Below are 22,796 nucleotides of genomic sequence, written 5' to 3'. Positions count from 1 at the left end.
CTTCTAAGTTTTTATTACTGGTTGTAGTATTTGAACACTTTTTTGTGGCTAAGCAAGTGAAGAATAAGCGTAAAACGCGTAAACTAGCGCTTTTGTTTCGTCCAATTTTGAGTTGCCCTTGTCAGATATTCCTGAGCATATTGTACCTGTTATGCACCAAGCTAAAACCCTACTAAAGCAAACTTTTGGCTATGACCGATTTCGCGCCGGGCAAGATCAGGTTATCGCTCAAGTGATGCTGCAAAGGGATGTGTTAGTACTTATGCCAACTGGTGGTGGCAAATCTTTGTGCTATCAAATACCTGCATTGTTGTTACCTGGATTAACTGTAGTGGTATCCCCACTGATTTCGCTTATGCAAGATCAAGTCGATGCCCTAACAGCTCACGGAATAACTGCAGCCTTTATTAATTCGCAATTATCTTCTCAAGAATTATTTGAGGTACATAAGGGCATACAAGATAACCGCTATAAATTGATTTATGTTGCCCCTGAACGCCTGATGCAATTGGCTTTTATTCAACGCTTACAACATGTCAATTTAAGTTTGATTGCGGTGGATGAAGCACACTGTGTTTCGCATTGGGGCCACGACTTTAGAAAAGATTACCGCTTATTAGGTCAATTAAAAGCCAAGTTTGCAGATGTGCCTATTATGGGCTTAACTGCGACTGCAGACTTAGCCACCCGTGCAGATATCAGCCATCAACTAAATTTAACTCAACCTTTCATTTATAAAGGCAGCTTTGACCGCCCCAATATTCGCTACAACCAAGTCACTAAATATAAAGCAACTGAGCAAGTTACTCAGTTTGTTAAACAGCAAGATGGCAGTGGCATAATTTATTGTAATAGTCGCAGAAAAGTTGATGAGCTCAGTCTATCTCTGGCGAAAAGCGGAATTAATTGTGCTGGCTATCATGCCGGTCTTGAAGGCCCCATACGCGATAAAATTCAACGGGATTTTATTCAAGATAAAATCGACATAATAGTTGCCACTGTGGCGTTTGGCATGGGCATAGATAAGTCTAATGTGCGATTTGTAGTGCATTTTGATTTACCACGCAGCATAGAATCTTACTATCAAGAAATTGGCCGTGCCGGACGTGATGGCATGCCAGCCGAGGCTTTATTGTTATTTGACGAAAAAGACGCAGCGCGCATACGCCAGTGGATTTCTACCGGAGAAAATCCAGAGCGCAATACAGTAGAACTACAAAAATTTGCTGCTATGGAAGCCTTTGGCGAAGCACAAACCTGTCGTCGTCAAATTTTATTGAATTATTTTGCCGAGTATTCGGCTGGTCATTGTGGCAATTGTGATATTTGTCTTGATCCCCCCAAAGCCTTTGATGGCACCGAAGACGCGCAAAAGGTTTTATCTTGTGTGTTTAGACTTAAACAAAAGGTGTCTAGCCAATACCTGATAGATGTTTTAAGGGGTAAGCAGCTTAAACGCATAGTAGAGTTAGGTCAGGATAAACTCTCCACCTTTGGCATAGGCAAAGATAAGTCTGATGCCTATTGGCATAACTTAATTAACCAGTTGATCCACCGAGGATTTTTGCGGGTTGATATTAGTCAAAATGCGGTATTAAAACTTACAGAAGCGGCTCGCCCCCTGCTACAGAATGTACAAAGATTACAATTAGCTGTGCCAAGGTTAAGTTTAGATTTAGGTAAAAAATCACCGCTGGCTCCGCAGAACTATGATCGAGCGTTATTTGCCAAACTCAAACATTTACGTAAAGCCATTGCTGAACAAGACGATGTGCCTCCTTTTGTGGTGTTTAGCGATGCGACCTTAGCGGACATGGCCGACAAATGCCCTCAAACAGACTTAGAATTATTAGACATTCACGGTGTAGGCCAAACTAAATTAAGGCGCTATGGTGAACAATTTATGCAGGTTATTTCTGCGCATCTTGATCATTAAAATTTGTCTCACGAGGTTTACTTTGTTGTCTAATTTAGCGCATACTACTCGGCCAAATTTGAGCTGAAAAAATCGATGCCTGTTAAAGCCCAACAACCCAAAAAAGCTGACACCAAAGTCGACAAACTAAAGATACCGCCTCACTCTATTGAAGCTGAGCAATCGGTATTGGGCAGCATGTTGATTGCCCCAGACTCTTGGGACAAAGTCGCAGAAATTGTTGTTGAAGAAGATTTTTACAACCGTTCTCATCAAGTTATTTATCGTGCAATTGTACGTTTATTAGCGCAAAACCAACCTATAGATCTCATCACTGTTTCTGAAAACTTAGAAAACATGGATGAGCTAGAAGAAGCTGGCGGCTTTGCCTACTTAGGCGAATTAGCCAAAAACACCCCAAGTGCCGCCAACGTAACTGCTTATGCACAAATTATAAAAGAACGCGCTGTAACCCGTGAACTGATTGGCGTAGCACATGAAATTGCCGACACAGGTTACAATCCAGAAGGCCGCAACAGCGGTGAAATTTTGGATATGGCCGAAAGCAAAGTCTTTGAAATTGCAGAAAAACGCACAGGTAAAGACGAAGGCCCAAAAAACGTCGAAAATGTCTTAACTAAAACCATAGATCGCCTAGAAGAATTAGTTAAAAGCAATAAAGAAGTGACAGGTGTGTCTACCGGATATACCGATTTAGATAAAAAAACCAGTGGCTTACAACCTTCAGACCTGATTATAGTGGCGGCCAGACCCTCAATGGGTAAAACCACTTTTGCTATGAACTTGTGTGAAAACGCCATGTTACTGGAAGAAAAGCCGGTATTGGTGTTTAGTTTAGAGATGCCGGCCGAACAAATCATGATGAGGATGTTGGCTTCATTAAGTCGGGTTGATCAAACTAAAATACGTACTGCCCAACTAGATGACGAAGACTGGGCCAGAATGTCTAACACTATGGCCATGTTAAAAGACAAAGATAACTTGTTTATTGATGATTCATCTGGCTTAACCCCCATGGAAGTACGAACTCGAGCTCGCAAATTAGCCCGCGACAGAGGTGGTATCAGCTTAATCATGATCGATTATTTGCAACTTATGCAAGTACCGGGTTTAAGTGATAACCGTACCTTAGAAATTGCTGAAATCTCTCGTTCATTAAAATCTTTAGCCAAGGAGCTAGAAGTTCCTGTAGTTGCCCTTTCGCAGTTAAACCGTGGTCTAGAGCAACGTAGTGACAAACGCCCAATTAACTCAGATTTACGTGAATCAGGTTCAATTGAGCAAGATGCTGATTTGATCATGTTTATCTATCGAGATGAAGTTTATAACGAACAAAGTACCGACCAAGGTGTGGCTGAAATTATTATAGGTAAACAAAGGAATGGTCCAATTGGCACCTCAAGATTAACTTTCCAAGGGCAATTCTCTCGATTTGATAATTATGCTGGCCCAGCCATATCAGACGAATACTAACCTTAATTTTTATCCCAATCATTTAACCAAAAAAAAGAGATGCCTAAGCATCTCTTTTTAGTTTGCGGCGATAATGGGTCAATTATCTAGCAACTTTTTCTCTTTTACTGGCGCTAACCTTTGCCGTAATACGACGGTTAACCTTGTGCGCTGCAGCGGTATTAGAGTGATCTAACAACTGAGTTTCGCCAAATCCTTTAGTGGTTAAACGCACCGCGTCTATACCATAAGTGTTGACCAACAAGGCTTTAACTGCATTGGCTCTTTTTAGCGATAACGCCATGTTATAGTCTGCATCACCAGGTGCTGAAGCATGACCTTCAATCACAGTATCTGTGCCTGGGAAACGCGCCATAAAATCAGCAAACTCTTGGAATTGGCTGTCGCCTGGGTTGCGAATTTCAGCACTGTTGTTAGCAAAGGTTACTTGCAAATCAACAGAGACTAATTTTTCAGTAAACACACTGCATCCATTGGCGTCTACTTTATCTGTCATTGGCGTATCTGCGCATTGATCTTGATCATCTAATACACCATCTTGATCAGTGTCTAGCACTAAACTACAACCTTTGGCGCCAACTTTGGTGCCTGCTGGTGTATTCGGGCACTTATCTAAGCTATTTAACACGCCATCGTTATCCGCATCTAAAGAACAACCACTAGCATCAACTTTGCTGCCAAAAGGCGTGGCTGGGCAATTATCTTGCGCATCAAACACACCATCATTATCTGAATCTACTGGTGCTTTAACCACTGGCGCTTTGCTTTGGCCAAAGGCATAGGCCAACCCAAGTTTTAAGCCAACATGAGTATTATTGTCGTTACTTAGTTCTTGGTAACCGGCTATTTCAGTAATAACTTTAAAGCTCTCACTTACGTTCCAGTGTTTGCCTACACCAACATTGGCCATAATATTATTTTGGCCTATAGAAATATGTTTTACACCGCCAAATACGTACATAGAATCGTCAGACATAAAGTACATCGCATCTACACCAACACGATTAGTCGATATGCTGTCTGGAAGTGCATTGATATCTAAATGCGATAGCTCAAGTCTTGCACCCCAAAATGGCGTAAGTTTAATTCCGGCTTCAACACCAAAGCCAGAACCATTATTTAAGTAAAAAGGGCTTCCACGCTCTGCTGAATCAGTTGAATAATATTCGACAGAACCCGCAACCCATTTGTCGTACTCTTTGTCTTGCGCTTGTGCTGGGGTGATACTGGCTAAAGCCGTAACCACTGCCGCACTTAGTAGCATTTTTTTATTCATTTCAGTCAATCCTTAAAGGTCATAGTGAATTTTTGCGGATAATATAGAGAAAAACAGGTAAAGCAATCATTTTATTTAAATTATTTTAGTCACCTGTAAGGGTAGCTAAAATCCTACGATTTCCCGCTCTTAACCTATGCTCACCCAGTATAATACCTTGCCAAGTTCCTAATCCCAACTTACCTTGCACAATAGGAATAGTCAGGCTGTTTCCTAACAAACTTGCTTTAATATGCGCAGGCATATCATCTGCGCCTTCATAGTTATGTAAATAATAGGGTTGGTTTTCAGGTACCAAATAATTGATATGAGATTCTAGATCTTGACGAACTGTTGGGTCGGCATTTTCATTTATGGTTAAGCTAGCACTAGTATGCTGAATAAATAAATGTAAAAGCCCTACCTTAAATGATTGAATCTCATGCAGTTGAGATAATATTTCCTGTGTAACTAAATGGTAACCCCTACTCTTAGGCGTTAATGTTATGGATTGCTGTTTCCACATAGAAATATTATTTGGCTATTTGTTAAAACACATTTCTAAATATAGTTGCCCAGAAGCGTGTGAAAAAGGCATCACCATTTTTTTACCGTCTACCTGATGGTCTACAGTATGATTTTTACCTGATACCACCATAGGCGTGGCCATACCAAAATTAAACCCCTTTTTGTCTAAATCGTTTTTGGCGCCACCACAAATCATATTGGTTAGCTCACCTACCATGTCTTTTACTTCTGCATCAATAGTGTCGTGACGCTCTCCAAGCATTTTATGCATGATTTCTAAGGCTAAACCTTCTTCAAAAGAGATAGACATAGAGCCTTGAATATTGTCGCCAACCATACCAATTAATCCAGAAATATCACCCATGGCTTGATCATCGTTTTTTTTCTTTGGTTTGCCAGGCACCAGCTCAGTTTGCGCCATGGTTTGTAGAACATTAATTAAAGCCGCGATAAAAGGGTTGATAAACTCTGCATTCATTGTTTTTTTTATTCCTTGGTTTAGATGACTTATTGACAGACCGCACAAACACCGTGAGCTTCTATAGTTTGCTTATCAACATTAAATCCAACAGATAAGGCTTGGCTGTCTAAGGTTTCTTTTAAACCTTCTGACTGTATTTCTTGTACGTCGCCACAGCTGTCACAGATCAAAAATTGCACCGGGTGATTACAATCAAAGTGATGACAAGCTACAAAAGCATTAGTAGATTCAATTTTATGGATCAGTCCAAACTCAAGCAAAAAGTCTAAAGTGCGGTAAACAGTAGCAGGCTTAGCATTGGCTTCTGTGAGTTTTAGAGTGTCTAAAAGTTCATAGGCACCCACAGCACCTTGTTGTTCTAACAACAATGCATAAACCTTCTCTCTTAATAAGGTAAACCTTGCACCTTTGTTTTCGCAAAATTGTCTGGCTTTGTACACTTGATTTTGCTTATTCATCTGCTCTGAACTGGTCACTTAATATCCTTTAAAATCTAGGTCTAAAGGATAACATTAAAATTTATTTATTGCGTACATTTAGCTCAGGCTTGCTGGATTAGTTAGGCCAAATATTCTGCAACTCTCAACAAGAAAACTACTCTGACCTATTCACTCTGTGCTAATTTATATAAAAATTGCTAGGTAACTGAATGATTGAGATAAATGTATCCTTAACAGCAGACACTCAAGCCATATGGCTAGTGTTTATCGGCGACAAGATCATCCAAACAAATGACAATGACGAACCCATGATTTGCTCATGGGCAGAACTAGACTTCGCCCATGCTTATCAAGAACAGGTAGTAAAAATTGGCCAACACCAAGATTTGCCTTGTTATTTAATCGACATGGGCAACGAAACCATAGATCACGATCAATTAGTATTAATAAGCATGCGTTCATTATTAGCCCAAAGTCATACAGACTTTTTTGGCATTGCAGCGCGAGCCTGGCAAATAACATTATTTATGCGTACCCACCGTTTTTGCGGGCAATGTGGTTGTAAAATGCAACAAATAGATTGGGAAATGGCCATGCAATGCTCGCGTTGCACGCACAGATGCTACCCAAGAATTTCCCCTTGCATAATAGTCGCAATAAAGCGCGACAAACGCATTTTGTTAGCTCAGGGCAAACCTCAGCAAAGTCGTAACATGTATTCAGTCTTAGCTGGATTTGTTGAGAGTGGTGAAACCCTAGAACAAGCAGTTCATAGAGAAGTGTTTGAAGAAGTGTCTATTAGAATTAAAAATCTGCGTTATTTTTCTAGCCAACCTTGGCCCTTTCCCCATTCGTTAATGGTGGGCTTTTTAGCGGATTATGATCAGGGTGAAATTCAAGTGGATGGTAAAGAAATTCTCGAAGCAAATTGGTACTCAATAGATGAATTACCTAATACCCCGCCTAAGTTATCTATTGCTGGGCAGCTTATTGAACACAGTTTAAAAGAAATTCAACTTCAGCAGCCTATCCCCACAAACCCAAGTTAACATAAGCTTAAGCGCATAAAAAACCCCACAAGAAGTGGGGTTCGAATATTTTAGCGTCTTTGGACTCGTAAACGAGTTCTTTATTATTATTTTGCTTTCGCAGCAATGTTATAGCAGAGAAAACCGCAAGATTGCAAGTTTTTGTCGGGTAAATACCATTTTATCCTTTTTTCAGGCTATAAAGTCGCTACAATACTGCCTTTTTTGCGCTTACTGGCCTATTACTCTGCTACACGCGTTTCGGATTGAGGAAAACCATGCAAACTTTGCAAAACGATCGATATTTACGAGCCTTATTACGTCAACCCGTCGACACTACACCTGTCTGGATGATGCGCCAAGCAGGCCGTTATTTACCAGAATATAAAGCCACCCGTGCAGAAGCAGGGGATTTTATGTCATTGTGCAAAAATGCTGAACTGGCTTGTGAAGTGACCTTACAACCGCTTCGCCGTTTTGACTTAGATGCCGCCATTCTATTTTCTGACATTTTAACTATTCCAGATGCTATGGGCTTAGGCTTATATTTTGAAGCAGGTGAAGGGCCTAAATTTGAACGCCCTTTGAGCTGTATGGCTGATATTCAAAAGCTGCCAGAATTAGATCCAGAAGTCGAACTGCAATATGTCATGAATGCAGTACGCACTATTCGTAAAAACCTTAAAGGGCAAGTGCCTTTAATTGGGTTTTCTGGCAGTCCATGGACTTTAGCCACTTATATGATTGAAGGCGGTTCCAGCAAAGCCTTTACTAAAATCAAAAAAATGGCATTTAGTGAACCACAAGCCCTGCACTTATTATTAGATAAACTGGCCGATTCAGTGATTTTATACCTAAACGCCCAAATAGCTGCGGGTGCGCAGTCTGTTATGGTATTTGATACTTGGGGTGGGGTGTTATCGGGTCGAGATTATCGCGAATTTTCTTTGCAATATATGCACAAAATTGTAGATGGGTTAACCCGTGAAAATGACGGGCGCAAAGTACCCGTTACCCTGTTTACCAAAAATGCCGGTCTATGGTTAGAGTCTATTGCTGCGACAGGCTGCGATGCAGTAGGACTAGATTGGACAGTAGATATGGCCGACGCTAAAGCTCGTATTGGTGACAAAGTCGCGTTGCAAGGTAATATGGATCCTTCAATGTTATATGCACCTGCCCATAGAATTGAACAAGAAGTTCAGTTGATTTTAGAAGGTTTTGGCAAAGGCAACGGCCATGTGTTTAATTTAGGCCATGGCATTCATTTAGATGTACCGCCTGAAAATGCCAAGGTCTTTATAGACGCTGTACATAAGCTAAGTCGTCCGTTTCATGTATAAAGATTAGTTTTTACTTTTTGTTTAAACCATTAAAAAGGCACACCTAAGTGTGCCTTTTTTGAACCTTAATTTGCCAAGCCAGCTGCATTTATGCCAAACCGCCCAAGCAAAACACAGCTTAACTTATTTAAACAAAGTGTTTAGATACGCCGCTACTCGCACACCAGCCATTTGCAAGCGCTGTTTCACTATTGGTAAATGGTTAAACAAATATTCATAATTTAACTTTTCGCTTTTTGGATAAACTTGGTCGCGAATTTTAATACTTTCAGCAATCCACACATTAGGATCGGTTTCCATCCATGCTTTAGCTTGCTCAGGGGTAATTTTTCGGCTTAATTTGGCGGTAAATTCTGTATAAGACAAATTTTCGCCGTCTATCATGCCGGTATCCCACACTCTGTGTAAATTTGAGTCTTCCCAAAACCACGACACTTTCACCTGGTTGCCGCCTCTATCTTTGCCATTACCAGCATGCATAGGTTGATGTAAGTCTCCGATAATGTGCACAATAAACTTTAGGGCCACTTGTTTTTGTTCGCGGCTACTGGCTGGATCCGTCAATTGTTTTGTAAAGTAGGCTAAACCACTATAAGCATCACCTTCTTCAGGAGCGCCAACTTGTGCATAAGTCTTTCCTTCAGGAACTGTAACCCAATGCCAAGGCACTGTGGTTTTTTGCCAAAACTCTCCCGGACTTGAGCGCATTTCGTCAGCAAAAGTTGAGGCTTCGGCTAAGTCTTCATAAGGTAACAATTGACTTATTGCTTTTAATGCCGCTGGACTTAAGTATTGCTCTGCGATAGCCCCTGTTACTCTATGCCCGGTTTGTCCCCAGCTGAAAGCTTGAAAGCTCATTACAGCCGCAACTGCGCCAATTAGTAATCTTGATAACTTCATATTGTTAACCTTTATTTAAATTTTTAGATAATTGTTCGATTAATAAATTGTGTATACCACCAAAACTGCCATTGCTCATCACCACTATATGATCTGCTGGCTTGGCATAAGCCACAATAGATTGAGTCAATTGCTCAAGATCTTTGTACAAAATGGCGGTGACTTGACTGTCTGTCAATAGTGACTGCATTGACCAGCTTAAATTTGTTGGTTCTAAAATAAACACTTGATCGGCCTGCGCCCAAGCTGCGGCCAGCTGTTTTTTGTGCACTCCCATTTTCATAGTGTTTGAGCGAGGCTCTAGCACAGCTAAAATACGTCCTTCAGTAATCTTAGCTCTAAGCCCGTCTATAGTGGTTTTTATGGCAGTTGGATGATGAGCAAAATCATCATAAATAGTAATGTTGTTTATTTGGGCTTTGATTTCCATGCGGCGTTTTACATTGACATAATCGGCTAATGTAGAAATGGCGAGTTCGGGCTTTACCCCACAATGTTGCGCTGCGGCAATGGCCATCAAGGCATTGTTAGCATTGTGCTGGCCTATTAAATCCCATTTAACTTGGCCCTTCACCTGACCTTTAAATGCTACTTCAAATTCACTGGTAGCTGGATTGGCTTGTTGAATTTGCCAATCTGAGCCACTAAATTGCACTGGCGTCCAACATCCCATATCTAATACAGGCAACAGGTTGTTATCCTGTTTTGGCAGTAACACTAAGCCATTATTGGGTACCATACGCAACAAGTGATGAAACTGTTTTTGAATGTCGGCTATATCGTCAAAAATATCTGCGTGATCAAATTCTAAATTATTGATAACTAAAGTACGTGGCCGATAATGAACAAATTTAGAGCGCTTATCAAAAAAGGCACTATCGTATTCATCTGCTTCAATTACAAAAAATGGGCTTTCGCCTAAGCGCGCCGACACCTCAAAATTTTGTGGAATTCCGCCAATTAAAAATCCGGGTTTTAAGCCTGCAGACTCTAAAATCCATGCCAACATACTAGAAGTAGAGGTTTTACCATGGGTACCAGAGACTGCCACCACCCAACGATCTTTTAACACGTTTTCGAGTAACCACTGCGGGCCGCTGGTATAAGCTAAGTTTCGGTCTAACACATACTCAACTGCAGGGTTTCCGCGCGATAAGGCATTGCCTATTACCACAATGTCAGGTTCAGGTTCGAATTGACTGGTATCGTAACCTTCAAACAATTCAATACCTAACGCGGCTAATTGTGTGCTCATAGGAGGATAAACATTGTTATCAGAGCCTGTTACTTTGTGTCCTAATTCTTTGGCTATAGCCGCGATGCCGCCCATAAAGGTGCCACAAATACCTAAAATATGTAGATGCATAGATTGCCGATGAAAAATATTAAGGGCAGTAGATTACCAGAACAGTGTGAGTGAACCCAATTAACAATGTAAAAAAATACGCTTTGTATAGGTTAACTGACACGAGATAATCAATTGGTTATAAAGAATGCATTTTGTATACTGAGTTTCTTGTTTTTTCTAGGTACAATTATTGAGCATAAAACAAACAGGATAAAAATAGTGTTGATTTATGTCAGCACCCCTCTTTCATCACAAGGTAGATAGCAAAAATGAAAAGACTCAACTCCCAATTGCAAGAAGATGGCGCGCCTATGGAACTGATCCTGCTGCTTAGAACATTGTTAGCAGGCTGCAAGGAAATTTCTTTTAGGGTTAGCCAAGGTGCGTTAGCTGGGGTGTTAGGTTCTACCCTGAGTGACAATGTTCAAGGGGAAAGACAAAAAAAATTGGATGTGATTTCCAATCAAATTTTAAAAGATATTTTAAGTGAGTCTGGGTATGTAAAAGCCATCTCTTCTGAAGAAGAAGACGATGTAGTTCCTTGCAACCCTGATGGCAAATACTTAGTCAGTTTTGATCCCCTAGATGGCTCTTCTAATACCGACATAAACAGCTTAATAGGTACCATTTTTTCTATTACTCATGCCCCTCAATGGATGGAGCCAAACGATCCATCGGCATTTTTGCAACCAGGTACCCAAATTGTGGCTGCGGGTTATGTGTTATATGGTCCCTCAGCGATGTTAGCCTTAACCACAGGTCGCGGTACTCACCTTTATACTTTAGATAAAACCCATGGTGGATTCTTAGTCACCACCCCTAATATCAAAGTGCCAGAGCAAACCGCCGAGTTTTCTATCAATGCGTCTAACCAACGTCATTGGGAACCACCTATCAAAAACTACATTAATGATTTGTTAGCTGGTACCGAAGGACCACGTAAAAAAGATTACAACATGCGTTGGGTGGCAGCCATGGTAGGAGATATTCACAGAGTTTTATGTCGAGGTGGTATTTTTATGTACCCTTATGACAAACGTGATCCTAGCAAGGCCGGTAAGTTACGTTTGTTATATGAAGCAAATCCTATGGCGTTTTTAGTTGAGCAAGCAGGTGGGCTGGCTGACACAGGTAATGGCCGTATCATGGAAGTCATGCCAACTGAAATTCATCAAAGAGTGCCAGTATTAATTGGCTCAAAAGAAGAAGTAGAAGCCTGTTTAAGCTACACCAAAAAAGCCTAAACCAGCTGTAAAAGTCAGCCCTAAACTACCTTGAGTTTAGGGCTGAATTAGTTTTACAACAGCGGAGCGATAACTAAGCTCACTATTGCCATCACATTAATTAATATATTCATAGAAGGCCCAGATGTATCTTTAAAGGGGTCACCTACTGTATCCCCCACCACCACAGCCGCATGCACTGCAGAGCCTTTGCCACCTAAGTTACCTTTTTCTACGTGTTTTTTAGCATTGTCCCATGCGCCACCAGCATTGGCCATCATTAAGGCCAGTAACACACAGCCTAACAGCGCGCCACCTAACATACCGCCAAGTGCATAAGCCCCTAAACCAAAGCCCACTAAAGGCGGAACACCTACCGCTATTACCCCAGGTAAAATCATTTTTTTCAACGCTGCTTGGGTGGCAATATCCACACATCGTGCCGTGTCAGGTTCGGCCGTTCCTTCCATTAAACCGGCAATTTCCTTAAATTGACGACGAATTTCTTGGATCATCTCAAAGGCTGCATCCCCTACTGCCGTCATAGTGATAGACGCAATTAAAAAGGGTAATAAGCCCCCAATAAACAAACCAATTAAAACTAATGGGTTGCCCAAATTCAGGCTAAAGCCAGGGTACTTAGCAACTAAGGTTTCAATAAATGCGGCAATAATAGCAAGGGCGGCTAAGGCTGCAGCCCCTATTGCAAAGCCTTTACCTATAGCGGCTGTGGTATTGCCTAATTCGTCTAGTGAATCAGTGATGGCACGGGTTTCTTCACCTAAGCCTGCCATTTCAGCAATCCCCCCAGCATTGTCGGCTACTGGTCCATAAGCATCTATGGCCATAGTAATACCCACAGTGGCTAGCATACCCACAGCGGCGATTCCCACCCCGTATAGGCCAGAAAGTTGGGTTGAGGCATAGATAATCGCACATATAGTTAAAACCGGCACAACCACAGATTGCATACCTACAGACAAACCAGTGATCATCACAGTAGCAGGTCCTGTTTCACCAGATTCAGCAATTTTTCTCACTGGGGTGGAAGCCGTATAATATTCAGTGACTAAACCAATAATAATGCCCCCTACCGCACCAGATACAACAGCCCACCACACTTGGGTATTCACCCCTAGTTGAGTAATAACAAAATAGGCTGCAGCAATAAAGATTACGGCTGCCGACATAGTACCAGCACGCAGTGCCACTTCAGGTTTGCTGGCCGACATGAGTTTTACTAGTACTATACCCGCCACAGAGCACAACAATCCGGTTGAGGCTAATGCCAAAGGTAAAAACATTAATGCTTCACGACTACCTAAAATGCCTATGGCCATAGTAGAAGCAATAGCAATGGTCGCTATCATAGAGCCGCAATAAGATTCAAAGATATCTGAACCCATGCCAGCAACATCACCCACGTTGTCACCCACATTATCGGCAATCACACCTGGATTACGGGGATCGTCTTCTGGAATACCCGCTTCAATTTTTCCGACTAAATCTGCGCCTACATCTGCACTTTTAGTAAAAATACCGCCACCCACACGAGAAAACAGCGCCACTATAGATGCCCCCATGCCAAAACCGTGGATAACGTGTGCGGTAGCTGGGTCGCCACCAAAGAACCAATATAATGAGCCTAAGCCTAATAGCCCCATCGAAGCTACACATAGCCCCATAACCGAGCCACCCATAAAGGCGATGGTTAAGGCAGCAGCAGGACCTTCATCATGGGCAGATTGAGTGGTGCGCACATTAGCTTTAGTTGCAGTAAACATGCCCATGTAACCGGCAAAAGCCGAGCAAATTGCCCCTGCAACAAAAGCTAAGGTAGTGTACTTCCCTAAAGAAAAATACAAGGCTATACCCACTACTAAAGCAAATATAAATAACATTTTATATTCGCGATGCATAAAGACCATAGCACCAGTGTGAATGGCATCGCCTATTTTGCGCACCTCAGGATTGGTGACGGGCGATTTTTTAATAATAAAATAAATGATAAAAGCACAGAATAAACCAGCCAATCCTAAGATAGGAGGTAAGTAGAATAAATCAGTCATAAGATCCCCAGAGTTAGTGTAAGGAATAAACAAAAGTGCAATTAATCTTCACTTTTATAGCGAAATTAGCAGCAGTTGTTTTACTTCTTAGCCAATCTCTCATCGCCTACTTCATTCATGAGTACTTGGCTACTTTATTGTTTTATTTACAATTTATTAACATTGTCGTAGCAACTATAACGAGTTATTTAGGTTTAGTTCAAGTTTTAATCAATAATTCTGCCAAAGCGGCATTTTAATCCCTTTAGTGAGTTTCATCTTGCCTCCCTAAGCTCTATAATCTGGCTATTAAAAATTAACTAACTTAGGTAATACTATGAGCCTTAACGCTGTGCCAGCTGGTAAAAACTTACCAGAAGAAATTAACGTCATTATTGAAATTCCTGCTCACTCGGATCCGGTAAAATACGAAGTCGATAAAGAGTCAGGGGCTATTTTTGTTGATCGCTTTATGGCGACTTGCATGCATTACCCCACTAACTACGGATATGTCCCGCATACTTTATCTGAAGACGGTGATCCAGCTGATGTGTTAGTTATTACGCCTTTTCCTTTACTTGCCGGCTCAGTAATTCGTTGCCGACCTGTTGGCGTGTTAAAAATGACTGACGAATCTGGTACAGACGCTAAAATTCTTGCCGTGCCTGTAGACAAGTTATCTACCATTTACCGTGGCATTACTGATATTGATCAAATCCCTGAATTAACTAAACAACAAATTCAGCATTTCTTTGAGCATTACAAAGACTTAGAGCCAAATAAATGGGTTAAAATTGACGGATGGGGCGACGCTCAAGCGGCAAAAGACGAGTTATTACTTAGTGTTAAGCTGTACGAAGAAGCCGACGAAAAGCCAGCTTTTTAATTGTTATTATTATTTTAAGTGCAAGGGCTGCTAGGTCCTTGCACTTTTTATTATTGCCCACATTCTTTCCCTCAAACTAAACAGCTAAGATAGGCTAAAGTAAGGCCTAACCTAACAATATCTTTACACTCCTTAAGCAGGCAGCAATGACTTATGAATATTCTTTTTAAAAGCTATTTTATGGTGTTTTTATTATTAAGCTTTTCGGTGAATGCCAACCCGCCACTGGAATTGTTTTGGGAAGATATGGTACCAAAAGACTATCAAATTCCTGATGCCCCGCTTAATCACGATGGCAGCATGACGCAAATGGGATTAGATGCCCCTGTGGTAAACAGCTTAAACGGCAAGTTAGTCAAAATCCCGGGCTTTGTTGTGCCATTAGAAGGTGACAACCAAACCACCAGCGAATTTTTACTCGTGCCTTATTTTGGTGCTTGTATTCATGTCCCTCCTCCACCTGCTAATCAAATTGTTCATGTGAAGTTTTCTAGCCCAGTGCCGATAGATAACTTAAATGACGCAGTATGGGTGACAGGGAAATTATCAACTCAAGGCTGGAAAGGCGATATTGCAACTGTTGGTTACTCACTAACAGGTATTAAAGTTAGTCCTTACGAAGGTTAACTTTAGTCAATTCCCAGCAAAATTAATGTCTAGCTTTGGTCAAATGCTACAGGTCGACTAACATAAAAGTACGTACTTGAACCTACTCGCGTTTCAGCTGAGATTTAAGGTAACCACATGAATTTTCTGAATAAGATGAGCATTGCCAAAAAACTGTTCTTAATTCCTATTATTGGCACTGTTGGTTTTTTGCTGTATTTGGCCATTACCACTGCCACTGCATTAAAAAATGTCGATATTTTAGACAACGTTATAGCAGTGCAATATCCAGCTCTGGATTATTCACAAAATGCTTTGGTTACTATGGAAAAAGTAAAAGAAACCCTAAGCAGCGCAGTCACCACTGGTGACGATGAAGCTCTTGAATTAGCCAAACAACACGCTGAAAGTACCCTTACACTGTTAGCTCAAATTAGCAACAAAGCACCAAAGTTTAACTCAGAAGTGAAAAGTATTATTCGCTCTTTCGAAGATTATTATGCGCTGGCTTTTGATGTCTCTCAGTCCATGATAGATGGTACTGCCGATTTTTCTAAACTTGGTGAGCTTTCAGTAAAAATGAATGAGCACTACGATGATGCGTTTAGCGCGCTTAGACAATTTAAAGAAAACCGCATTAGTGCATTTCAAGCCGATATAAATGAAGCCAGCGACAATGGTCAGTACACTGTGGTCATAGGTGGCTTTATGGCGGTCTTCACTATCTTTTTATTATTTGCCACTGCCATTCCTATAGTCACTGGAATTAAAGGCAGCATAGTTAAAGTAGTAGAATCGTTAAAAGATATTGCCCAAGAAGACGGCGACTTAACCGTTAGGATCCAATCAAACAGCCAAGACGAGATTGGCGATTTGGTGCATTGGTTTAATCAGTTTATGGAAAAACTGCAAGGCGTTGTAAAAGACATAGTGAATGCATCTTTGCCTTTATCAGAATTGGCCCAAAACCTAAACCAGTTAACCGAAGACACCAATAAAACCATTGATATTCAACAGCGTTCTGCCGGCCAAGCCAAAACTGCGGTTGACGATATGTCTACTAGTGTAATTGCCGTAGCAGAAAGTGCTGCAGAAGCCGCCACCGCTGCGGGCGATGCATCTAGTGCAGCCGATGATGGGCAAGCTGTGGTAAATCATACAGTGCAAAGTATTCAAGAGTTAGCAGCCAATGTAAGTGATACTGCCGAAGTTATTAGCAAATTAGAATCAGATTCTAACCAAGTGGGCGTGGTATTAGATGTGATTAAAGGAATTGCTGAACAAACTAATTTGCTGGCGTTAAATGCCGCCATTGAAGCAGCCAGAGCCGGCGAACAAGGCCGAGGATTTGCAGTAGTAGCTGACGAAGTACGTACCTTGGCATCCCGTACTCAACAATCAACCGAAGAAATTCAAAAAACCATAGAACAATTACAAGGCGCTGCACGCTCTGCGGTAAGTGTGATGGCTAAAGGCACAGAACAAGCCAGTTCAAGTGTAGAAACCGCTAATAAAGCAGGGGCATCTTTGGCTGTCATTAACGATACTATTAACCGCATTACTAGCATGAATGACCAAATAGCTTTAGCCACGGGTGAACAACAAACAGTGGCAAAATCCATTAGTAGCAATGTGGATGAAATTCATCATAAAACGGTAGAAACCGCAGCCAGTTCACAAAAACTCGCCTCGGTCAGTGCCGAACTTGCACAATTAGCCAAACATTTAGAAGGGATCACCCAACAATTTAAGGTCTAAGACTTAGCGTCTTAATTAGATACACTTAGTTGGTAAAAAGGTGATCCTGTAAAACCTTTTTCACTTGCTCGCTAATAGCCACAGCTTTTTGTGTTTGGTAATCAAAGTGCACCATAGTAGTAGTGCCAGTGGCGCACTTTTGTTGGTCTTGCCAGAGCTCCTGATAAACATCAAAAGAGCTATTTCCTATACGACCTATATAAGTTTTTATTTGCACCTTTTTGCCATAAAAAATTTGCTGCAAAAAATCCACTTTATAACTAGCCAAAATTAGCGGCCAATTTTGTAAATCTAATTCTGGATTAAATATTTTAAAAATAGGTTCGCGGCCAGCTTCAAACCAACCAACTAAAACAGTGTTGCTCACATGGGCTAAAGCATCGGTTTCGTAAAACCTAACATTAAATTCTTCACTGAACATAAACGATAATTCTCTATTGTTTGAGTAAAGGTTTAAGGAATCTTGCGGTATGTGATTCTGCTACCTTACAAATCTCTTCGGGGGTACCCTGTGCAATAATTTGTCCACCACCAGACCCACCTTCTGGGCCTAAATCTACCACCCAATCAGCGGTTTTTATGACATCTAAGTTGTGCTCAATCACTACTACTGTGTTGCCATGATCACGTAATCTGTGCAGTACTTCTAACAACTGTTTGATATCGTGAAAATGTAAACCAGTAGTAGGCTCATCTAATATATACAAAGTTTGGCCGGTATCGCGCTTCGACAATTCTTTGGCCAATTTCACCCTTTGGGCTTCACCGCCCGATAAGGTAGTAGCCGCTTGCCCCAAACGCACATAAGACAAGCCCACATCCATTAAGGTTTGTAACTTACGGGCAATGGCAGGTATGACATCAAAAAAGGGGCGGGCTTCTTCTACTGTCATTTCTAATACTTGGTGAATATTTAAACCTTTGTATTGAATTTCCAGCGTTTCGCGATTGTACCTTTTGCCTTTACAAATATCACAAGGCACATAAACGTCTGGTAAGAAATGCATTTCCACCTTAATCACCCCGTCACCCTGACAAGCTTCACAGCGTCCACCTTTTACATTAAAACTAAATCGGCCTGGCTTATATCCACGTGAACGGGCTTCTTGGGTGCCGGCAAATAGTTCTCTTACTGGGGTAAAAATACCCGCGTAAGTAGCAGGATTAGAGCGTGGAGTACGACCTATAGGGCTTTGATCTATATCCACCACCTTATCCATAAACTCTAAACCCGAAATCGATTGATAAGGCGCAGGCTCACCTGTAGTGGCATTGTTAAGTTCTCTGTGGGCGATGCGATAAAAAGTATCATTAATTAAGGTTGACTTACCCGAACCAGAAACGCCTGTCACGCAGGTCATTAGCCCTACTGGCGCTTTAAAGGTCACATTTTGTAAATTGTTGCCAGTGGCGCCAATTAATTCAATCCACTTTTCTTGGTTTATAGGCGTGCGCTTAGCCGGCACTGCTATTTTTTCTCGTCCGGATAGGTATTTACCGGTAATAGAGTGTTCACTCTTTTTAATATCTTCAATGGTGCCTTGGGCCACCACTTCACCGCCATGCACCCCAGCACCAGGGCCAATATCTAACACAAAGTCAGCCGCTCTTATGGCATCTTCATCGTGCTCTACCACTAATACTGTATTGCCCAAGTCACGTAAATGAATCAAGGTTTTTAACAACCTTTCGTTATCTCTTTGGTGTAGACCAATCGAAGGCTCATCTAACACATACATGACTCCTACTAGCCCAGCTCCTATTTGGCTAGCTAAACGGATGCGTTGAGCTTCACCGCCCGATAACGTATCGGCGCTACGGGATAGAGATAAGTAATTCAAACCTACATTCACTAAAAAGCTCAACCTGTCGTTGATTTCTTTAAAGATTTTTTCAGCAATTTTTTCTCTTTTACCTGTGAGCTTTAAATTAGCAAAAAACTCCAAGGCATCAGCAATCGACATATCTGTGATGACGTTAAGTGGGGTTTCACCAATAAATACATTTCTGGCTTCTAACCTTAGGCGACTACCAGAGCAGCTGGCACAGTGTTGCTGACTTAAATATTTAGCTAGCTCGTCGCGTACCGCGTTAGATTCGGTTTCTTTATAGCGGCGTTCCATATTTGGAATTATGCCCTCAAAGGGGTGCTTGCGCTCCATGATGTCGCCACGATCATTAATATATTTAAATTTTAATGAGGTACCTTTACTGCCATACAAGATGATCTCTTTGGCTTTATCGTCTAACTCAGCAAAAGGCACAGTGAGATCAAATTTATAATGCTCAGCTACGGCTTGTAACATCTGAAAATAATAATAACTTCGTTTATCCCAACCGCGAATAGCGCCGCCAGACAAGCTAATTTCTTGGTTAGCAATAATGCGACTTGGATCAAAAAATTGTCTGGTGCCTAAACCATCACAACTTTGACAAGCCCCTGCAGGGTTATTAAATGAAAACAATCTTGGCTCTAATTCGGCCATGCTATAACCACAATGTGGGCAAGCAAAATTAGAAGAAAATACCAACTCGGTTTTGTTGGGCTCGTCCATAAAGGCCACTTTGGCGGTTCCACTGGATAAACCTAAAGCGGTTTCAAATGACTCTGCCAATCTAAGTTTTAGGTCTTCTCTTACTTTAAAGCGGTCTACCACCACTTCAATGGTATGTTTTTTATGTAAATCTAATTCTGGGGGATCAGACAAGTCACACACGTTGCCATCTATACGCGCACGAATAAAGCCCTGAGCGGCTAAGTTTTCTAAGGTTTTAACATGCTCGCCTTTACGATCTTGTACCACAGGCGCTAACAACATTAACTTAGTGTCGGCCGGCATTTCTAATACTCTGTCTACCATTTGACTAATGGTTTGAGCGTCTAGGGGCACATGATGGTCTGGACATCTTGGCTCGCCGACTCGGGCATATAATAAACGCAAGTAATCGTAAATTTCGGTAATAGTACCCACAGTCGAACGTGGGTTATGAGAAGTAGATTTTTGTTCAATAGAAATGGCTGGTGACAAACCTTCAATATGGTCTACATCAGGCTTTTCCATCATAGATAAAAACTGCCTAGCATAAGCCGACAAAGACTCAACATAGCGCCTTTGCCCTTCTGCGTACAAAGTATCAAAGGCTAAAGAAGACTTACCCGAACCTGATAATCCAGTGATGACAGTGAGTTTATCTCTGGGTATATCTAAATTGATGTTTTTTAGATTATGGGTGCGCGCACCTCTTACTTCAATTCTATCCATTTTCTACTTGTTTTGACGGCAAAAGAAGAAGTATTACACACTCTTCTAACTTGCTCTATGCTAAGCGCTATTATCTTTTGGTATAGTTAAAAATTACGTGAATAAACGCTTTATGCTATTCGGAAAAATACAATTTGTGATAGACTATTGCGTCATTTTAACCACTGCCCCAAACACCACTATTTCAGATTAGATTACCTTTGAATTCCACAGAACTACGCACCTCATTTTCTTTAGCCTTTGTGTATGTATTGCGCATGTTGGGGCTATTTATGGTTATGCCAGTGCTGGCAATCAGTGCCAAGCAGTACCCAGACTACTCAGCTTTTTTAGTAGGTTTAGCCATAGGTGGCTATGGTTTAACCCAAGCTCTATTACAAATTCCTATGGGTGTGTTATCAGACAAAATAGGGCGTAAACCTGTCATAGTTATGGGATTAGCGGTCTTTGCCTTAGGTAGTTTGTTAGCTGCATCAGCCGATAGTTTGATGTGGGTAGTAATAGGTAGGTTTTTACAAGGCGCAGGCGCAATAGCCGGCGCGGTGATGGCCTTGGCCGGAGATTTAAGTCGCGAAAGCCAAAGACCTAAAGTCATGGCTGTAATTGGCATCTCTATTGGATTTTCGTTTTATTTGGCGCTGTTTTTAGGTCCTTTTATTGCCACAAGGTTTGGTTTAGAAGGAATTTTTCTGATCACTGGAATTTTAGCGAGTTTTTGTATTTTATTAGTGATTTGGGCAGTGCCTAAAGCGCAAAAAGAGGCACCACAGGGAGACACCCTGCCAGTAGTACAAGATTTAAAACGATTGATTAGCCATCCGCAATTGTGGCGGCTCAATGTTAGTGTGTTAATTCTACATATGCTGATCACCCTATTATTTGTGCAATTTCCGCTAATTTTGCAGAATTTAAATTGGCCATTTGCCCAACATTGGCAAGCCTATTTAATTATCTTGCTGTTATCCATCTTAGGTTTAGTGTGCATCATGGCAATGGCTAAAAAATTCAGTGAGCTGATGTTAATGATCAATGTAGCTGGGTTAGCCTTAGTTTTTGCAGCTTTAGTATTTAGCCAACACTCTTTGCTGTTGGTAATGGCGCTAGTGTGTTTGTTTTTTAGTTGTTTTAATTATTTAGAGGCCAACTTTCCAGCTATGGTGTCGAACATTGCACCAGCAGGTAAAAAAGGCTCAGCTATGGGCATGTACGCAAGTTTTCAATTTTTAGGGGCTTTTTTAGGTGGTTTACTGTCGGGAAGTATCAGTGAATTATTAAGTAATCAAAGTGTATTTATACTAGCTAGCATAATATGCGTAGTTTGGTTGTGGTTAATCCGTGGTTTAAAGGCGACTAACAGATTAAAACGATATACACTGAGAACCACTCATCCAACATCAAGCATAACCTACCAACAGCTTGCTAAGTTGGAAGGCTTGCTAGACATTCGAACAACCGATGATAAGCAAATATTATATATAAAAGCTGAGCAAGGTTTTGATATTCAACAAGCTCGCATGCTACTGAATTTAAAAGATTAATTAGGAGGAAAAATGGCAAGCAAAGGCATAAATAAAGTAATTTTAGTTGGGAACTTAGGTAAAGATCCTGAAGTAAGATACACCCCTAACGGAAAAGCGGTGGCCAACTTAACCTTAGCCACCTCTGAAAGCTGGAAAGATCAAAGCGGTCAAATCCAAGAGAAAACCGAATGGCACCGAGTTTCTATGTTTGGCAAATTAGCTGAAATTGCTGGCGAATACCTACGCAAAGGTAGCCAAGTGTACATAGAAGGCAAACTACAAACCCGTAAATGGCAAGATCAACAAGGCCAAGACAGATACACTACTGAAGTGGTACTAGACCCCTTTAATGGTGTAATGCAAATGTTAGGTGGCAAAAGCAATCAGTCTGATGGTGGCTTCCAAGGTCAGCAACGCCCTGCTCAACAGCCTGCGCAAAATCAAGGTTATCAGCAACAAGCGCGTCAACAACCTGCGCAACAAAATGCTCCACAGCAAGGTAACCAAGGCTTTAATCAAGCCCCAGCGCAAAATAATCCAGCGCCAATGGCTGAGCCAGATTTTGATTTTGATGATGACATTCCATTTTAGGATTTTACTTTGAATTAAAATTCATACTCATAAAGCCTCGCAATGTTGAAGTGACCCCCAATAGTTGGACATTCCAATTACTGGGGGTTTTATGTCTGCATACAGTAGAGAGTTCAAACTAGAAGTAGCAACGCAAGCCAACACCAAAGGTTCGCGTCTGCTTTCAAAA

At 41.3% G+C, this 22,796-nt stretch carries 19 protein-coding genes; 10 read left to right on the top strand and 9 right to left on the bottom strand.

Annotated elements, in window-relative coordinates; genetic code table 11:
- Window positions 1-151: 151 nt before the first annotated feature.
- Complete coding sequence (gene recQ, locus ACVCDT_RS15625; RefSeq protein ID WP_447133774.1) at window positions 152-1,936, top strand: DNA helicase RecQ; 1,785 nt, start codon at window positions 152-154, stop codon at window positions 1,934-1,936.
- A gap of 75 nt (window positions 1,937-2,011) precedes the next feature.
- The gene (gene dnaB, locus ACVCDT_RS15620; protein WP_447133724.1) at window positions 2,012-3,409 is read left to right on the top strand and encodes a replicative DNA helicase; all 1,398 of its coding nucleotides are present in this window, start codon (window positions 2,012-2,014) and stop codon (window positions 3,407-3,409) included.
- A gap of 82 nt (window positions 3,410-3,491) precedes the next feature.
- On the opposite strand, the gene ACVCDT_RS15615 is transcribed toward dnaB, so the two are convergent.
- The 4 genes from ACVCDT_RS15615 to ACVCDT_RS15600 all read right to left on the bottom strand — a co-directional run bounded on the left by ACVCDT_RS15615 (window position 3,492) and on the right by ACVCDT_RS15600 (window position 6,131).
- Window positions 3,492-4,685, bottom strand: a complete 1,194-nt coding sequence (locus ACVCDT_RS15615; RefSeq protein WP_447133723.1) for an OmpA family protein — start codon at window positions 4,683-4,685, stop codon at window positions 3,492-3,494.
- A gap of 85 nt (window positions 4,686-4,770) precedes the next feature.
- Window positions 4,771-5,190, bottom strand: coding sequence for a secondary thiamine-phosphate synthase enzyme YjbQ (locus tag ACVCDT_RS15610; RefSeq protein WP_447133722.1), 420 nt, complete (start codon window positions 5,188-5,190; stop codon window positions 4,771-4,773).
- 15 nt (window positions 5,191-5,205) lie between these two features.
- Entirely contained in the window at window positions 5,206-5,670 is a 465-nt protein-coding gene (locus ACVCDT_RS15605; RefSeq protein ID WP_447133721.1) for a chemotaxis protein CheX, read from the bottom strand.
- A gap of 29 nt (window positions 5,671-5,699) precedes the next feature.
- Window positions 5,700-6,131 (bottom strand): transcriptional repressor, encoded by a 432-nt coding sequence (locus ACVCDT_RS15600; RefSeq protein WP_447133773.1) that lies wholly within the window; start codon window positions 6,129-6,131, stop codon window positions 5,700-5,702.
- 191 nt (window positions 6,132-6,322) lie between these two features.
- On the opposite strand from ACVCDT_RS15600, the gene nudC reads away from it, so the two are divergent.
- On the top strand, window positions 6,323-7,162 hold the full coding sequence (nudC, locus tag ACVCDT_RS15595; RefSeq protein ID WP_447133720.1) for an NAD(+) diphosphatase: 840 nt from the start codon (window positions 6,323-6,325) through the stop codon (window positions 7,160-7,162).
- 257 nt (window positions 7,163-7,419) lie between these two features.
- The gene (hemE, locus tag ACVCDT_RS15590) at window positions 7,420-8,484 is read left to right on the top strand and encodes a uroporphyrinogen decarboxylase (protein ID WP_447133719.1); all 1,065 of its coding nucleotides are present in this window, start codon (window positions 7,420-7,422) and stop codon (window positions 8,482-8,484) included.
- Window positions 8,485-8,607: 123 nt separating this feature from the next.
- Here hemE and ACVCDT_RS15585 read toward each other — a convergent pair whose 3' ends face one another.
- Together ACVCDT_RS15585 and mpl are read right to left on the bottom strand one after the other, a co-directional pair.
- Entirely contained in the window at window positions 8,608-9,384 is a 777-nt protein-coding gene (locus tag ACVCDT_RS15585; RefSeq protein WP_447133718.1) for a S1/P1 nuclease, read from the bottom strand.
- Between the two features lie 4 nt (window positions 9,385-9,388).
- Window positions 9,389-10,750: a UDP-N-acetylmuramate:L-alanyl-gamma-D-glutamyl-meso-diaminopimelate ligase gene (mpl, locus tag ACVCDT_RS15580; RefSeq protein ID WP_447133717.1), complete on the bottom strand. Its 1,362-nt coding sequence runs from the start codon at window positions 10,748-10,750 to the stop codon at window positions 9,389-9,391.
- A 251-nt stretch (window positions 10,751-11,001) separates the two neighbouring features.
- Between mpl and ACVCDT_RS15575 the strand changes: the two genes are divergently transcribed.
- Window positions 11,002-11,976: a class 1 fructose-bisphosphatase gene (locus tag ACVCDT_RS15575; RefSeq protein ID WP_447133716.1), complete on the top strand. Its 975-nt coding sequence runs from the start codon at window positions 11,002-11,004 to the stop codon at window positions 11,974-11,976.
- 53 nt (window positions 11,977-12,029) lie between these two features.
- On the opposite strand, the gene ACVCDT_RS15570 is transcribed toward ACVCDT_RS15575, so the two are convergent.
- The gene (locus ACVCDT_RS15570) at window positions 12,030-14,024 is read right to left on the bottom strand and encodes a sodium-translocating pyrophosphatase (protein ID WP_447133715.1); all 1,995 of its coding nucleotides are present in this window, start codon (window positions 14,022-14,024) and stop codon (window positions 12,030-12,032) included.
- A 316-nt stretch (window positions 14,025-14,340) separates the two neighbouring features.
- On the opposite strand from ACVCDT_RS15570, the gene ppa reads away from it, so the two are divergent.
- The 3 genes from ppa to ACVCDT_RS15555 all read left to right on the top strand — a co-directional run bounded on the left by ppa (window position 14,341) and on the right by ACVCDT_RS15555 (window position 17,253).
- Entirely contained in the window at window positions 14,341-14,889 is a 549-nt protein-coding gene (gene ppa, locus ACVCDT_RS15565) for an inorganic diphosphatase (protein ID WP_447133714.1), read from the top strand.
- A 180-nt stretch (window positions 14,890-15,069) separates the two neighbouring features.
- On the top strand, window positions 15,070-15,516 hold the full coding sequence (locus ACVCDT_RS15560) for a DUF3299 domain-containing protein (protein ID WP_447133772.1): 447 nt from the start codon (window positions 15,070-15,072) through the stop codon (window positions 15,514-15,516).
- 117 nt (window positions 15,517-15,633) lie between these two features.
- Window positions 15,634-17,253, top strand: coding sequence for a methyl-accepting chemotaxis protein (locus tag ACVCDT_RS15555; protein ID WP_447133713.1), 1,620 nt, complete (start codon window positions 15,634-15,636; stop codon window positions 17,251-17,253).
- 25 nt (window positions 17,254-17,278) lie between these two features.
- Here ACVCDT_RS15555 and ACVCDT_RS15550 read toward each other — a convergent pair whose 3' ends face one another.
- On the bottom strand, window positions 17,279-17,674 hold the full coding sequence (locus ACVCDT_RS15550) for an acyl-CoA thioesterase (protein WP_447133712.1): 396 nt from the start codon (window positions 17,672-17,674) through the stop codon (window positions 17,279-17,281).
- Between the two features lie 13 nt (window positions 17,675-17,687).
- A complete protein-coding gene (gene uvrA, locus ACVCDT_RS15545; RefSeq protein ID WP_447133711.1) occupies window positions 17,688-20,516 on the bottom strand; it encodes an excinuclease ABC subunit UvrA in 2,829 nt (942 codons plus the stop codon).
- A gap of 200 nt (window positions 20,517-20,716) precedes the next feature.
- On the opposite strand from uvrA, the gene ACVCDT_RS15540 reads away from it, so the two are divergent.
- Window positions 20,717-22,054, top strand: coding sequence for an MFS transporter (locus ACVCDT_RS15540; RefSeq protein ID WP_447133710.1), 1,338 nt, complete (start codon window positions 20,717-20,719; stop codon window positions 22,052-22,054).
- Window positions 22,055-22,066: 12 nt separating this feature from the next.
- Window positions 22,067-22,627 carry a single-stranded DNA-binding protein gene (gene ssb, locus ACVCDT_RS15535; RefSeq protein WP_447133709.1) on the top strand — a complete coding sequence of 187 codons (561 nt, stop codon included), beginning with the start codon at window positions 22,067-22,069 and terminating at the stop codon, window positions 22,625-22,627.
- Window positions 22,628-22,796: the final 169 nt, after the last annotated feature.

Source organism: Paraglaciecola aestuariivivens (assembly GCF_052983255.1).
Note: the sequence above shows the minus strand (reverse complement) of the source record. Positions and strands in the feature narration are given on the sequence as shown.